Origin of the sequence: Amycolatopsis melonis, assembly GCF_040064235.1 — a bacterium.
Classification (GTDB): domain Bacteria; phylum Actinomycetota; class Actinomycetes; order Mycobacteriales; family Pseudonocardiaceae; genus Amycolatopsis; species Amycolatopsis melonis.
Genome location: NZ_JBDZYD010000013.1, coordinates 68994 through 82409 on the forward strand (window position 1 = coordinate 68994; position 13416 = coordinate 82409).

The window sequence follows — 13416 nt, forward strand, 5'->3', positions numbered from 1 at the left end:
AATGGCCCTTTGGTGAGGCCACTTGCGCCGGTGACACTGCGGGTATGTTGATCCACCCCTGGGACGCCGCCGAGGACGCGGAGTGGCGCGAGTGGCTGTCCCACCACGACTTCGGCCAGCTGATCGCGAGCGGCCACAACCGCGACCTGCCGACGGTGACCCCGGCCCACTTCGCCTTCGACGGTGACCGCACGATCGTCACGCACCTGGCCCGCCCGAACCCGATCTGGCCGCTGCTGGAGGAAAACCCCCGGGCCCTGCTGACGGTGGTCGACGACTACACGTACATCCGAGCGGACTGGAACGCGACGGCGGACCCGGCGTACGGCGTGCCGACGTCGTACTACGCGACGGTCCAGCTGGAGGGCGACGTCCGGCTGGTCGACGACCCGGCGGAGAAGGCGGAACTGCTGGACAAGCAGCTGCGCCACTTCGAGCCGGACGGGAGCCGCGCCCCGGTGAGCGCAGCGCCTGATGCCCCGGACCGGCGGCTGCTGCCGGGTATTCGCGGAATCGAGTTCACGGTCACGGGAGTCCGGGCGAAGTTCAAGTTCGGCGGAAACCGGACGGCGGAGGAGCGGGAGCGGATCGGAACCCGGTTGGCTGAGCGGGGCGGTCCGTTGGACGAGGCGGCGCTGGCGCAGCTGCGCCGCAGGGGTTGAGGGCCCAGCCCGGCCCCCGCCGCTCCCAGGCAGGGTTCCGGCAAAGTCGCTGTGCCGCGGGGTGACCGGACGTCATGAACGAGTCGTTCATGACGTCTGGCGACATGAAAGAGTCGTTCATGTCGTGGGGGTGCAGGTTTGCCGGGTCTGCGGAGCGGGGCGGTCCATTGGACGAGGCGGCGCTGGCGCAGCTGCGCCGCAGGGGCTGAGGCCCAACCCGGCCCTGAAGCGGCCCCCGCCGCTCCCAGGGGGGCGTCCCAGGCCCAGTCTACCGCCGCCCACCGGCAAAACAGCCGGAAAGCCGCACGCCAGCCCGAGTTGTCCACATCCCCCGCCCCCTGGGGACAAGTCAGCGGGAGCGGCGCCGGAATCCCGTCGCCACCGCCAGGACCACCGACGTCACCCCAGCCAGCCAGCCCACCACACGGGACAGCTCGACCGCCCGCGTCACATGCCCCGCATCGGGGTTACGCCCCACGCCCAGGACCGGCAGCTCGACCACCCCGTGCGGATACACCGTCCGCCCGCCGACGCGGATCTCCAGGGCTCCCGCGAAGGCCGCCTCCACGCGGCCCGCGTTGGGGCTCGGGTGGGCGATCGTGTCGCGGCGCCATGCGCGCCAAGCCCCTCCCGCCGAGCCGCCCACCACCGGGGCCGCCAGGACCGTCAGGGCCGCCGCCACCCGGGTGGGGATCAGGTGGACCAGCTCGTCGAGGCGGTCGATTGCCCAATGGCCGTGGCGGGCCCGGCGCAGCAGGCTCACCGCGCGCGCCCCCAGCAGGCCCGGGACGCCCGCCAGTGCGCCCCACACCAGCGGGGCCACCACCGTGTCCGACGTGTTCTCCGCCAGCGTCTCCACCGACGCGCGGGACAGCGCGATCGCGCCCAGTCCGTCGGCCACGCGGGGGTCCAGTTCGGACAGTGTCGTGCGGGCCGGCTCGAAGCGGCATTCCTCCAGGTCGCGGGCCAGTTCCGTGCCCTGCAGGGCCAGCCCCGCCGCGCCGAGGACCGCCCACGTCGACACCGCCGTTGCCGTTGCCTGGACCAGCGGGCGGGTGCGGCCTGCCCGCTCCAGCAACACCCCGCCCGCGACCACCGCGCCGGCCACGAGCGCGCCCGGGCCCGGGCGGTGTGCCAGCTTGCGGAATGCCGTCACCGGCGGACGGCGGCGGGCGTCGCCGAGGGCGCCGTCGGCCGCCACACCCAACACCAGTCCGATTGCGCGCGCCGCGCTCACCCGTGCCCCCCGGCGGAAGAAAACTCCAGTTCGCGACGAGGCTACTCGCCCTCGGCACCCCCGTCCGCCACCAGGGCGGCGATCTCCTCGCGGGCCTGGACGACGATGTCGCGCATCGCCCGCTCGGCCCGGTCCGGGTCACCATCTGCCACCGCGGCGGCCACCTCCAGGTGCAGCGCCACGGCCTCGGGCTGCGGCTCCGGCGGCATCAGGCCGTGCCCGGTCCGGCCGGTGAGCACCTCCGCGACGACCTCGGACAGCTGCGCGAACATCGGGTTGCGCGACGCGGACAGCAGCAGGTCGTGGAAGGCGATGTCGAACTCGAGGAACGTCGAGAGGTCGCGCGCCCGGGCCGTGCGCGCCAGCCGCTCTCCCAGCGCGCCCAGCCTGCCGCGTTCCTCCGGCGTCGCGCGCAGGGCCGCGAACCGGGCCGCGCACGGCTCGATTGCCGAGCGCAGCTCGTTCAGCGTCGCGAGCGCCGCCGGGCGGGCCGGGCCGTCGAGCTGCCAGCGGATCAGCCGCGGGTCGTAGTGGTTCCACGCCGACGGCTCCCGGACGATCACCCCGACGCGCCGCTTGCTGCTGGTCAGCTGCATCGTCTCGAGGACCCGGACGACTTCGCGCGCCACCGTCCGCGAAGCGCCGAAGCGCTCCTGAAGCTCCTCGGAGCGCAGCACGGTGCCCGGCGCCAGCGCTCCGTTCGCGATCTGCGCGCCGAGCGCGTCCAGGACCTGTTCGTGCCTCACCTGATCAACCTAGCCGTCTGATTCGATTAAGTAGTACTTCATCTTGAATAAGTAGTACTTTTGAGTTTGACTCACCTGGGCACAACGAAGTGGGAGGTGCGGATGACCGTCATCGTGGTGATGGGGGTGTCAGGCTCCGGGAAGACGACGATCGGCACGGCGCTCGCGCGCGCACTGGACGTCGAATACGCGGAAGCGGACACGTTCCATCCGAAGGCCAACATCGACAAGATGACCGCGGGCACGCCGCTGACCGACGCGGACCGCGCCCCCTGGCTCGAAGCCATCGCCGGCTGGATCCGCGAGCACCAGGCCTCCGGCGGCGTCGTGACGTCGTCCGCGCTCAAGCGCCGCTACCGCGACGTGCTGCGCGGCGGCGGCGACGTCTGGTTCGCCCACCTGCACGGCGACCGCGCGCTGCTGGCCGAGCGGATGAAGAGCCGCACGGGCCACTTCATGCCGGTGTCGCTGCTGGACTCGCAGCTCGCCGACCTGCAGCCCCTCGAGCCGGACGAGCCCGGCGCCGTCTTCGACATCGCCCGCACCCCGGAGGAGATCACCCGGGCCGCGCTGACCGCCTTCCGGGAGCACGCGTGAACACCGTCCTCGCCGCCGGCTGGACCGGCCACGACACCCGCCTGATCGGCGCGACCGTCGTCGCGATCGCCGTCATCGTCGTGCTGATCACGAAGGTGAAGCTGCACCCGTTCCTGTCGCTGGTGCTCGGCTCGCTCGCGCTCGGCCTGATCGCCGGGATGCCGGTCGACAAGCTGCTCTCGACCTTCACCAAGGGCGTCGGCAGCACGGTCGCGTCCGTCGGCATCCTCATCGCCCTCGGCGCGATGCTCGGCAAGCTGCTGGCCGACTCCGGCGGCGCCGACCAGATCGTCGACACCGTGCTGGGCCGGGCCCGCGACCGGAGCCTGCCGTGGGCGATGGCGCTCGTCGCGGCGCTGATCGGGCTGCCGATGTTCTTCGAGATCGGTCTCGTCATGCTCATCCCGGTGGTGCTGCTCGCGGTCAAGCGCACCGGGAAACCGTTGATGCTGCTGGGGATTCCGGCCGTGGCCGGGCTGTCGGTGCTGCACGGGCTGGTCCCGCCGCACCCGGGCCCGCTCGCCGCCGCGGGCGCGCTGAACGCGAACGTCGGCCTCACGCTGGCGTTCGGCCTGCTCGTCGGCCTGCCGACGGTGGTCGTCGCGGGCCCGCTGTTCGGCAGGCTGGCCGCGCGGCTGGTGCCGGACGCCGTGGCGCCCGAACGGCTGGTGCCGGAGCGCGCCGACACGGACAAGCCGCGGCCCAGCTTCGCCGCCACGCTCACGACGGTGCTGCTCCCGGTCGTCCTGATGCTCGCGAAGGCGTTGTCGGACATCCTGCTGGCCAAGGACAACCAGGCCCGCAAGATCTTCGACTTCGTCGGCGACCCGCTGATCGCGCTGCTCGCGGCGGTGCTGGCAGGCATGGTGCTGCTCGGCCGCCCGGCGGGCCTCGGCCGGGCCAAACTGTCCACTGTGGTCGGTGACGCGCTCGGCCCGATCGCCGGGATCATGCTCATCGTCGGCGCGGGCGGCGGGTTCAAGCAGACACTGGTCGACGCCGGCGTCGGCGACGTCATCACCGGGCTGGCCAAGGACGCGCACCTGTCCCCGCTGCTGCTCGGCTGGCTGGTCGCGGTGGCGATCCGCCTGGCAACGGGATCGGCCACGGTCGCGACGGTCTCGGCGGCGGGCATCGTCGCCCCGCTGGCGGCGGGCATGGACCCGGCCCAGAGCGCGCTGCTGGTACTCGCGATCGGCGCCGGTTCGCTGTTCTTCTCGCACGTCAACGACGCCGGGTTCTGGATGGTCAAGGAGTACTTCGGGCTCTCGGTCGGCCAGACGCTGAAGAGCTGGTCGGTGATGGAGACGCTGATCTCGGTGGTCGCCATCGCGCTGATCCTGCCCCTCTCCCTGCTGGTCTGAACCACGCCACTTTCACGGGAAAGTGGCGCCTCGGGAAGCGCGCGTTGACATGTGACCTTTTGGTCACCTATCCTCGGGCAGTGCCCGACGACGACCTGGTGTTCAAGGCGCTGGCGGATCCCACCCGCCGGTTCCTGCTCGACCTGCTCTTCGAGCGTGACGGCCGCACGCTCACCGAGCTGGAGACCCAGGTGGAGATGACCCGCTTCGGCGTCATGAAGCACCTGAAGCTCCTCGAAGAGGCCGGGCTCGTCGTCGCCCGCAAGGAAGGCCGCGAGAAGCGGCACTTCCTCAATCCCGTCCCGATCCGGCAGATCCACGACCGGTGGATCGACAAGTACACCGAACGCCGGGTCACCGCGCTGCTCGACCTCAAGAACGAACTGGAAGGCCACGAACCATGACGAACACCGTGCAGGTCTACCGCGTCTACATCAAGGCAACCCCGCAGGCCGTCTGGGACGCCATCACCAAGCCCGAATGGACGCAGAGATACGGCTACACCGGGCTCGTCGACTTCGATCTCAAGCCCGGCGGCAAGCACCGGACGCGCCCGACTCAGGCGTTCATCGACGCGGGCATGACCGGTGACCTCGTCGACGGCGAGGTCCTCGAGGTCGACCCGCCGCGCAAGCTGGTGCTCACCTGGAAGCTGCTGATGGCGCCCGAGGACATCGCCGCCGAGCCGTACACGACGCTCACCTACGAGATCGAGGAGTCCAAGACCGCCGGGACCCGGCTGACCGTGACCCACGACCTCACCGGCGCGCCCACCACGGCCGCGATGGTCAGCGGTGCGATGGAGCGGCTGGACGCACCGCCGAACGAGAACGCCGGAGGCGGCTGGGCCTGGATCCTCTCGGACCTCAAGTCCCTGCTGGAGACCGGCGAAACCATCGTCCCGGCGCCGTGAGGGGGTCTGGCGGGACCGGCCCCGCGCCGCTTCGGGGCCGGTCCCGCCAGGGTCTTCAGACGCGCTGGGTCGCCGCCTTCAGTGCCGCCTTCGCGGTTTCCGAGGCGCCCAGTGTGTCCAATCCGAACAGAGCCGCGCCGACCACCGGGTTCACGTCGACGACGCGGACCACCGCCCGCGGCGCGACCTTCAGGCACCGGCGCTCGATTTCCGCGATCACCGGCGCGCCGACGCCGGTCAGCACGCCGCCGCCGAGGACGATTTCCGGGGCGTCCTCGGTGAGGTCGAGCTTCCGCAGGATCACCGCCGCGAAGACGCTGACCTCCTCGACGAACCGCGTGACGATGTCCGAGGCGACCTCGTCGCCCGCCGCGGCGACGTCGAACAGCAGCGGGCACAGCCCGTGGATCGACGCCGGGTCGATCTCCTCGAAGTGCAGGCCCTGCACCACGTCCAGCAGCGTCGGCTTCCCGAAGTACGCCGCGACCGCCGTCATGAGTTCGGTGCCCGGGCCGCGGCCGTCCTCGGCGCGGACGGCCCACCACAGTGCCTCCTCGCCGAGCCGGTAGCCGCCGCCCCAGTCGCCGGAGATCTTGCCCAGCGCGGGAAAGCGGTGCACGCGGCCGTCCGGGCCGACGCCGGCGCCGTTGATCCCGGCACCGCACACGACCGCGACCCCGACCCCCGCGCTGCCCGCCCGAAGCAGCGCGAGGGTGTCGTTGCCGACGGTCAGCGTGTCGCTCCAGCCGCGGGCCGCGAGGGCCGCGTGCAGCGCTTCCTCTTCCCGCGGGAAGTCCAGTCCCGCCAGGTACGCGGAGGTGTGGACCGCGAACGGCCGCTCCCCGAAACCCGGGTAGGCCTGCAGGACCAAGTCCTCCAAGGCGGCGACGCAGCCGTCGACGCCGATGTTCTGCGGCGACGCGCCGGGGCCGCGGGAGGCTCCCAGCACGACGCCGTCTTCCGAGACCACGAGGACCTCGGTCTTGCTGTTGCCGCCGTCGATGGCGACGACCGCAGGCCTCATCCGCGGGCCCAGGGCAGGTACTCGCGGTTGATCCGCACCAGCGAGTCGGCGAGCGTGTCGGCCTTCGTGTACTGGCCGACCAGCGGGTGCGCGAGCAGGGCGTCGGCCACGCGGTCGCGGCCGCCCTTGAGGGCCGCCTCCAGCGCCAGGAACTCGTACGACGTCGTCGCCGCGATCAGCCCGGCGAAGCGTTGCTCCACCGGCGGTTGCGGAATCGGCTTGGCGCCGGATACGTCCACAGTGGAGCGTGCCTCGATGACGGCGTCGTCGGGAAGGAACGGGAAGGTGCCGTCGTTGCGGACGTTCACCACGTGCTCCTCGGCCGGGCCGCCCGCGGTCAGCGCGTGCACCAGCTGCACGGCGGCCTCCGAGTAGTACGCCCCGCCGCGCTTCTCCAGCGACTCCGGCTTGGTCACCTGCTCCGGGTCGAGGTAGAGCTTCAGCAGTTCCTCCTCGACGTCGGAGACGACGTCCGCGCGCGGCCGCTCGGTACGCTGCTTGGTCACCTGCTCGTCGTGCGCGTAGAAGTACTTCAGGTAGTACGACGGCACGACGTTCATCCGCCGCAGCCAGTCCTCCGGCACACTGACCTCAGTGGACAGATACTCCAGGTGCCGGTCCAGCAGCTCCGGCAGCCGGTCGACGCCGTCGACGAGCGCGCCGCGTTCCCAGCTCAGGTGGTTCAGTCCGGTGTGGACGAGCTTGACGTCGTCCGCGCCGACGCCGAGCAGCCACCCGAACTGCCGCTGGAGGTTGATCGCGACGTTGCACAGCCCGACCGCGCGGTGGCCTTCGTTGAGCAGCGCGCGGGTGACGATGCCGACCGGGTTCGTGAAGTTGACGATCCACGTGTCGTCGCCGGCGATCTTGCGGACGCGGTCGGCGATGTCCAGCACCACCGGCACCGTGCGCAGCGCCTTCGCGAGACCGCCCGCGCCGGTGGTTTCCTGGCCGACGCAGCCGCAGGCGTGCGGGAACGTCTCGTCCGAGCGCCGCGCCCGCTGCCCGCCGACGCGCAGCTGGATCAGCACCGCCGAAGCGCCGTCGACACCTTCCTCCAGCGACTGTGTCGTGCGGACCCGCGCGGGGTGCCCGGCGTGGTCGAGCAGCCGCTGGCTGAACCCGCCGACGGCCTCGACGCGGTAGGCGTCCGGGTCGACCAGCACGATCTCGTCGACGTCCAAAGTGGACCGGCGACCGGCGATCCCGTCGATCAGCTCCGGCGTGTAGGTGGACCCGCCACCGACGACTGCCAGCTTCATCCCTTGACTCCCGTGAATGTGATGCCCTTGACGAACGACTTCTGCGCGAACACGAACAGCACGATCACCGGCGCCATGATCAGCGCGGTCGCCGCCATCGTCATGTTCCACTCGACGTGGTGCATGCCGCGGAAGGACGCGATCGCCAGCGACAGCGGCCAGTGGTCGCGGTTCTCGCCGGTGTAGAGCAGCGGCCCGAAATAGTCGTTCCAGGTGAACAGGAAGCAGAACATCGCGGTGGCCGCGATTCCCGGCTTGGCCATCGGGATCAGCACCCGGTACATCGCCTGGAACTCGTTGCAGCCGTCGATCTTCGCCGCTTCGAGGTAGTCCTTCGGAATGGTGAGGAAGAACTGGCGGAGCAGGAAGATCGAGAACGCGTCGAAGAAGAAGTACGGCACGATCAGCGGCACCAGCGTGCCGGTGAAGCCCAGCCGCACCCACAGGTCGTACAGCGGCACGACGGTGACCTGCGGCGGCAGCAGCATCGCCGCCACCGTCAGCATGAAGAACAGGTTCTGCCCGCGCCAGCGCAGTTTCGCCAGCGCGTACGCCGCCGGGATCGCCGAAAGCAGCGCGCCCGCCGTCGCCACCGCCGAATACAGCAGGCTGTTGCCGAAGTACTCCAGCAGCGGCGCCTTCTCGAACACCTTGATGAAGTTTTCGAAGTGCCATTCGCTCGGCCACAGGCTCGCGGTCATCGCCTGGTCGCTCTTCATCACCGCGGTGAGGAAGACGAACAGGATCGGCAGCATGAAGATCACGCCGAGCGCGATCCCGACCGCGTGCGTCGCGATGTAGGACAGCCGCTTGTCCCAGGTGCGCTTGAACTGCACGCGGGGCGGCACGGACACCGGCGGCTTGCGCGCGGTGCCGGACAGCGTGATCATGCCCCCTCCTCCTGGTGCTGGGACTTCCGCAGCTGCCGCACGAGAATCCAGGTGAACCCGGCGCTCACGATGAACAGCAGCACGGCCATCGCCGCCGCGTAACCCATGTTGAAGTAGCGGAAACCCTGGACGTACAGCCAGATCGGATACGTCAGCGTCGAGTTCTGCGGTGCGCCGATGAGTTTCGAGTTGCCCGCGACGTCCGCCGTCCCCGCCGACGCGGAGGCGGCCACGATCGCCTGCGTGAAGAACTGCAGTGCGTAGATGATCGAGTTGACCACGCCGAACAGCAGCACCGGCGAGATCGACGGCAGCGTCACGTGCCAGAACCGGCGGATCGGGCCCGCGCCGTCCAGTTCCGCCGCCTCGTACTGCTCGGCCGGGACGTCCAGCAGAGCGGCCAGGATAATGATCATCAGCTCGCCGGATCCCCACAGCGCCAGCAGCGTCAGCGCGGGCTTCGACATCTCGGGACTGTTGAACCACAGCCCGCCGTCGATGCCGACGAGCCGCAGGAACCGGTTGACCGGCCCGAACTCCGGGTTGAACACGAAGACGAACGCCAGCGTCGCCGCCGCGGGCGGGGCGAGCGTCGGCAGGTAGCACAGCGTCCGGACCAGGCCGACGCCCGACTTCAGCCGCGAGATCACCGACGCGATGCCGAGGGCGAACACCACCCGGCAGACCGTCAGGACGACCACCAGCCACAGCGTGTTGTAGGCCGCCGTGCCGACCAGCGGTTCGGACGTGAACATCCGGACGTAGTTGCCGAACCCGATGAACTCGGGCGGGTTGATCAGGTCGTAGCGGGTGAAGGAGTAGTAGACCGTGGCGATCAGCGGGTAGCCGAAGAAGATGAGGAACCCGAGGAAGGCCGGGGCCATGAAGAACAGGACGGTCCGGCGGCGCTTGGCCCGGCGGGCCCCCGCCCGCACCTTCGCGGGTGCGGCCGGGGAACCCTCGGTCTTGACTGGCAGAGCCGTGGACGTCATCCGCCCGCGCCCTTCTGCTTCAGCTCGTCGTCGATCTGCGCGTCGACCTGCTTGAGGCCCGCGGTCAGGTCCGGCACCGAACCGGCCTGCCACTTCTCGGCGAAGTCGTTGACCGCCTTGAGGTGCGCGTCGCCGATCGGGGTGGTCTGGTTGGCGACCAGCTTGCCGCTGTCGTAGATGTCGAGGAACGTCTTGAACTGCGGCTGCAGGTCCAGCTTCGGCGAGGTCAGCGACGCCTTGGTGCTGGGCACGTTCTTGAGGCCGTTGGCCATCTCCACGAGCGTGTCGGTGTCGAGGGTGACCTGCTTGATCAGCTCCCACGCCGCACCGGGGTTCTTGGCGCCCTTGGGGATCGCGATGATCGTGCCGGTGGTGAAGCCACCGCCGTAGTGGTCGGCCATGCTGTCGAGCACCGGGAACGGCGCGGTCTGGTACTTGACGTCCGGCGCCTGGTCCTTGAGGAACGCGGTGCGGAACTCGCCGTCGATGATCATGGCGAGCTTGCCCTTCTGGAAGCCGTGGTCGGCGGAGTACTCGTCGCCGAGACCGGCCTTGAACTTCTCGACCTTCTCGTGGCCGCCGTAGAAGTCGATCAGCTTCTTCTGGAACTCGAACATCGCCTTCCAGCCGGGGTTGGTGGCGAGGTCGGACTTGCCGTCGGCACCGAGGAAGGGCGCGCCGAAGTACTGCGCCCAGTACTGGGCCTGGTTGGCGTAGAACGGCATCGAGGGCAGGAAGCCGGCGACCTTGATCGAGCCGTCCGGGTTGAACTCGGTGAGCTTCTTGGTGTCCTCGAACAGTTCCGACATCGTCTTCGGCGGCGAGGTGATGCCCTTCGCCGCGAACATGCCGGTGTTGTAGTACATCCCGTAGACGTCGGCGAGCATCGGCATCGCGCACCGCTTGCCCTGGTACTCGGTGTAGTTGCGGACGGCGTCCGGGATCTGGTTCAGGTCGATCTTGTCGCGCTCGATGTACGGCTTGAGGTCCTGGAAGCTGCCGGTGGAGCACCAGGCACCGAGGTTGTCGGTGTAGAAGGAGATCGCGACGTCGGGCGGGTTGCCGCCGCGGATCGACTGGGTGAGCTTGTCGTCGTCCTGGTTGCCCTCGTGCTTGATCTCGATGTTCGGGAACTTCGCCTTGAGCTTGTTCAGGCCCGCGGTGACCACGCCGTATTCGCGGTCGGTGAACTTCGAGTACACGGTGAGGGTGAGCTTGTCGTCCTTGCCGGGCGCGGCCGCCGCGTCCCCGCCGCTCGGCGCGGCGGCACCGGAACAGGCGCTGGTCAACAGGACGGACGCCGCGGCGGCGGCCGCCAACAGCGCGCCACGGCGGATCCGGGTGGTCGGGGGCATGGCCCTCCTCCTCATCGGTTGGGGCTACTCGGGTGCTTGTCCTCGGTCCGGCGTGACCCGAGGAGCGTGGGGGTGACGACGCCGAAGACGTCCTCACGGGTGGTGGCGAGCGCGGACTGCAGCGCGCCCGCGCGAACGGCGTTGCCCTGCACCGAAGCGCAGCCGACCGGCGTGCGCGGCAGGACGAGTTCGTGCAGTTTTTCCTGCACCAGCGCGGCGAATTCCTCGCCGCCGGCGCGGCTGGTGTCGCCGCAGAGGAGCACCAGCTGCGGGTCGGCGACCGCGACGAGGTTGGCGATTCCGCCGGCGACGCGCTTGGCGAGGTCGTCGAGGAAGGGGTGTCCCTCCGGCGCTTTCCCGACGGCCTCCCACGCCGTCGCGGCCCGGATGCCGTGCGCGGCGGCGAGCCGGCAGACGGCGGGCGAGTCGACGAGGTTGCCGAACCGGGCACCGGCCTCGGGCCAGACGTCGCCGGTGTCCACAGTGGCCGGATCGGGCACGCGCATCCAGTCGATCTCGCCGCCCCCGCCGGTGGCCCCGCGCAGCAGCCGCCGTCCGATGACGACGGCGCCCCCGACGCCTTCGGAAAGCCAGACCATGACGAAGTCGTCGACGTCCTGGGCCATCCCGACGGTCATCTCCTCGACGGCGACGAGGTTGACGTCGTTTTCGATGAGGACGTCGACGCCGAGTTCGTCGGACAGCTTCTGCGGGACGTCGAAGCCGAGCCAGCCGGGGATGTGCGGCGCCGAGGAGAGCAGGCCGGTCCGCGGGTCGAAGGCGCCCTGCGCGCCGATCACGACGTGGGCGAGGTCGGTCCGTTCGATCCCGGCTGTCCGGGCGACGTGGCTGAGTGCCTCGCCGAAGGCGCCCACGACGTCGGCGCCTTCGTGGACGGGCAGCGGGGTCTGGTACTCGGCGAGCACGGCCCCGGCGACGTCGGCGACGACGAAGTCGGCGACGTGCGGGGTGAGATCGACGGCGGCGACGAAGGCGAGCCCGCCGTTGGCGGCCCACAGCTGCGCCCGCGGGCCCCGGCTCCCACCCCGGACGCCTGCCTTCACGACGAGGCGGTCCTCCTCCAGCCGGGTGAGCAGCTGCGCGGTGGCGGGCTTGGACAGCCCGATGGCGAGTTCGAGTTCGGCACGGGTCAGCGGGCCTTCCCGGAGGAGGACCTCGATGGCGGCGCGATCGTTGATCTCGCGCAGCATCCGCGGGCTACCGGCTCGCACTCGTGTCCTCCGGACTTAATTAGGATACTTTACAGACGGTTTCGCAGGACTGTAGTGAGCCGCGGCACAGCCGTCAACGGTCCCGGTGAAACGGCCGGGTAACGCTTGGCGTCCCGCTGGTCCACCCGGACGCGGACCGGTGAACGAGTTGCGCCACCCGCTCGCGGCCCGGGAACGAAGGCCGTGAATGCCACATCGAGGGACTTTTCCGGTTGCCCGGGCGAGGATGCTGGAGGCATGGACGTCGTGGCGCAGCGGGTGCGGACCACCTGGAGCAAGCGGTCCCGCGGTGGCCCGGCGGCAGCGGTGCGCAACCGCGTGCCGGCGGCCTTCCCGCTGCCGGAGGGCGCGGTGGTCCACGAGGTGGATGTCGACGAATCGACCGGCTTCGTCCCGCGGTTCCGGCTGCCGGACGAGCTGGACGGCGTCACGCTCCGGGAAGCCGGCGGCGAGCTGACGGTGTGGCTCGGCCTGGCCCCGATGAGCTGGCCGAGGCGCGAATGGCGGCCGGAGCCGGTCTGCCTGCGGCCGGGTGAGTGGCTGCGCTGGCAGATCAACTACCGCTTCGGCTCGACGTGCGAGTGCGGCGGCGCGTGGCGCTACCGGCTGGAGACGCTGAACGTCGCCTACGGCACGGACTTCACCGGGACGCCGGCCCGCACCGTGGTCGAGCGGGGTGACCTGCGATGAACACGCTTCCTCCCGACGACGTGCTCGGCTGCCCGGTCCCGATCGCGAGGTTCGTCGCCCGCACCGAGCTGGCCGTGGTCGCGTTGCAGCACGTCATCGCCTACCCGGTGGGCTGCCTGCTCACGGTGCACGTGGCGGTCCGCCGCGGGGCGCTGGACGACGCGACCTGGGAACGCATCGACAGCAGCCACGCGGGCGGCTTCCCCGGCCCGGCTGACGCGGGCCTGCAGTTCCGGGCCGGTCAGGGCGCCCTGGTGCAGCTCGGGGCGAGCACGAGCGGCAGCGACCGGCACTACCGGGGCGACCTGCGACTCTGGCTGACCCCGCTGCCGCGGGGGCCGCTGGAGTTCACCGTCGAGTGGCGACGGGTCGGCCTCGACCGCACCACCGTCACCCTCGACGGCCAGGCCATCGCCGAGGCGGGGAAGCGGGCACAGCCGTACTGGCCGTGA

The 13416-nt window shown here is 70.5% G+C and carries 15 protein-coding genes; 7 read left to right on the top strand and 8 right to left on the bottom strand.

The features are described 5' to 3' along the window. The first annotated feature begins 44 nt into the window (after positions 1-44). Complete coding sequence (locus tag ABJI51_RS31660) at positions 45-662, top strand: FMN-binding negative transcriptional regulator (RefSeq protein WP_348954725.1); 618 nt, start codon at positions 45-47, stop codon at positions 660-662. 349 nt (positions 663-1011) lie between these two features. Here ABJI51_RS31660 and ABJI51_RS31665 read toward each other — a convergent pair whose 3' ends face one another. Together ABJI51_RS31665 and ABJI51_RS31670 are read right to left on the bottom strand one after the other, a co-directional pair. Next, positions 1012-1899: a cobalamin biosynthesis protein CobD/CbiB gene (locus ABJI51_RS31665; protein ID WP_348954726.1), complete on the bottom strand. Its 888-nt coding sequence runs from the start codon at positions 1897-1899 to the stop codon at positions 1012-1014. 41 nt (positions 1900-1940) lie between these two features. Then, a complete protein-coding gene (locus tag ABJI51_RS31670) occupies positions 1941-2645 on the bottom strand; it encodes a FadR/GntR family transcriptional regulator (protein ID WP_348954727.1) in 705 nt (234 codons plus the stop codon). 102 nt (positions 2646-2747) lie between these two features. Here ABJI51_RS31670 and ABJI51_RS31675 point away from each other — a divergent pair, with 102 nt between their 5' ends. The 4 genes from ABJI51_RS31675 to ABJI51_RS31690 all read left to right on the top strand — a co-directional run bounded on the left by ABJI51_RS31675 (position 2748) and on the right by ABJI51_RS31690 (position 5519). Next, positions 2748-3242, top strand: coding sequence for a gluconokinase (locus ABJI51_RS31675; protein ID WP_348954728.1), 495 nt, complete (start codon positions 2748-2750; stop codon positions 3240-3242). Then, entirely contained in the window at positions 3239-4606 is a 1368-nt protein-coding gene (locus tag ABJI51_RS31680; RefSeq protein WP_348954729.1) for a GntT/GntP/DsdX family permease, read from the top strand. Before ABJI51_RS31675 ends, ABJI51_RS31680 begins: the two co-directional genes overlap by 4 nt. An 80-nt stretch (positions 4607-4686) precedes the next feature. After that, complete coding sequence (locus ABJI51_RS31685) at positions 4687-5010, top strand: ArsR/SmtB family transcription factor (protein WP_348954730.1); 324 nt, start codon at positions 4687-4689, stop codon at positions 5008-5010. Continuing rightward, positions 5007-5519, top strand: a complete 513-nt coding sequence (locus tag ABJI51_RS31690; protein WP_348954731.1) for an SRPBCC domain-containing protein — start codon at positions 5007-5009, stop codon at positions 5517-5519. Before ABJI51_RS31685 ends, ABJI51_RS31690 begins: the two co-directional genes overlap by 4 nt. Positions 5520-5574: 55 nt before the next feature. On the opposite strand, the gene ABJI51_RS31695 is transcribed toward ABJI51_RS31690, so the two are convergent. The 6 genes from ABJI51_RS31695 to ABJI51_RS31720 are packed head-to-tail and all read right to left on the bottom strand — an operon-like array spanning position 5575 to position 12253. Then, positions 5575-6543: an N-acetylglucosamine kinase gene (locus ABJI51_RS31695; RefSeq protein WP_348954732.1), complete on the bottom strand. Its 969-nt coding sequence runs from the start codon at positions 6541-6543 to the stop codon at positions 5575-5577. Beyond that, positions 6540-7805: a 6-phospho-beta-glucosidase gene (locus ABJI51_RS31700; protein WP_348954733.1), complete on the bottom strand. Its 1266-nt coding sequence runs from the start codon at positions 7803-7805 to the stop codon at positions 6540-6542. The genes ABJI51_RS31695 and ABJI51_RS31700 overlap by 4 nt, the downstream gene beginning before the upstream one ends. Then, positions 7802-8695: a carbohydrate ABC transporter permease gene (locus tag ABJI51_RS31705; protein WP_348954734.1), complete on the bottom strand. Its 894-nt coding sequence runs from the start codon at positions 8693-8695 to the stop codon at positions 7802-7804. Before ABJI51_RS31705 ends, ABJI51_RS31700 begins: the two co-directional genes overlap by 4 nt. Next, positions 8692-9687: a carbohydrate ABC transporter permease gene (locus ABJI51_RS31710; protein WP_348954735.1), complete on the bottom strand. Its 996-nt coding sequence runs from the start codon at positions 9685-9687 to the stop codon at positions 8692-8694. Before ABJI51_RS31710 ends, ABJI51_RS31705 begins: the two co-directional genes overlap by 4 nt. Beyond that, a complete protein-coding gene (locus ABJI51_RS31715; protein WP_348954736.1) occupies positions 9684-11042 on the bottom strand; it encodes an extracellular solute-binding protein in 1359 nt (452 codons plus the stop codon). The genes ABJI51_RS31710 and ABJI51_RS31715 overlap by 4 nt, the downstream gene beginning before the upstream one ends. Before the next feature lie 11 nt (positions 11043-11053). Further along, positions 11054-12253 carry an ROK family transcriptional regulator gene (locus ABJI51_RS31720; RefSeq protein ID WP_348955004.1) on the bottom strand — a complete coding sequence of 400 codons (1200 nt, stop codon included), beginning with the start codon at positions 12251-12253 and terminating at the stop codon, positions 11054-11056. A 258-nt stretch (positions 12254-12511) separates the two neighbouring features. On the opposite strand from ABJI51_RS31720, the gene ABJI51_RS31725 reads away from it, so the two are divergent. Both ABJI51_RS31725 and ABJI51_RS31730 read left to right on the top strand, forming a co-directional pair. Then, entirely contained in the window at positions 12512-12964 is a 453-nt protein-coding gene (locus tag ABJI51_RS31725; RefSeq protein ID WP_348954737.1) for a hypothetical protein, read from the top strand. Continuing rightward, entirely contained in the window at positions 12961-13416 is a 456-nt protein-coding gene (locus ABJI51_RS31730; protein ID WP_348954738.1) for a hypothetical protein, read from the top strand. The genes ABJI51_RS31725 and ABJI51_RS31730 overlap by 4 nt, the downstream gene beginning before the upstream one ends.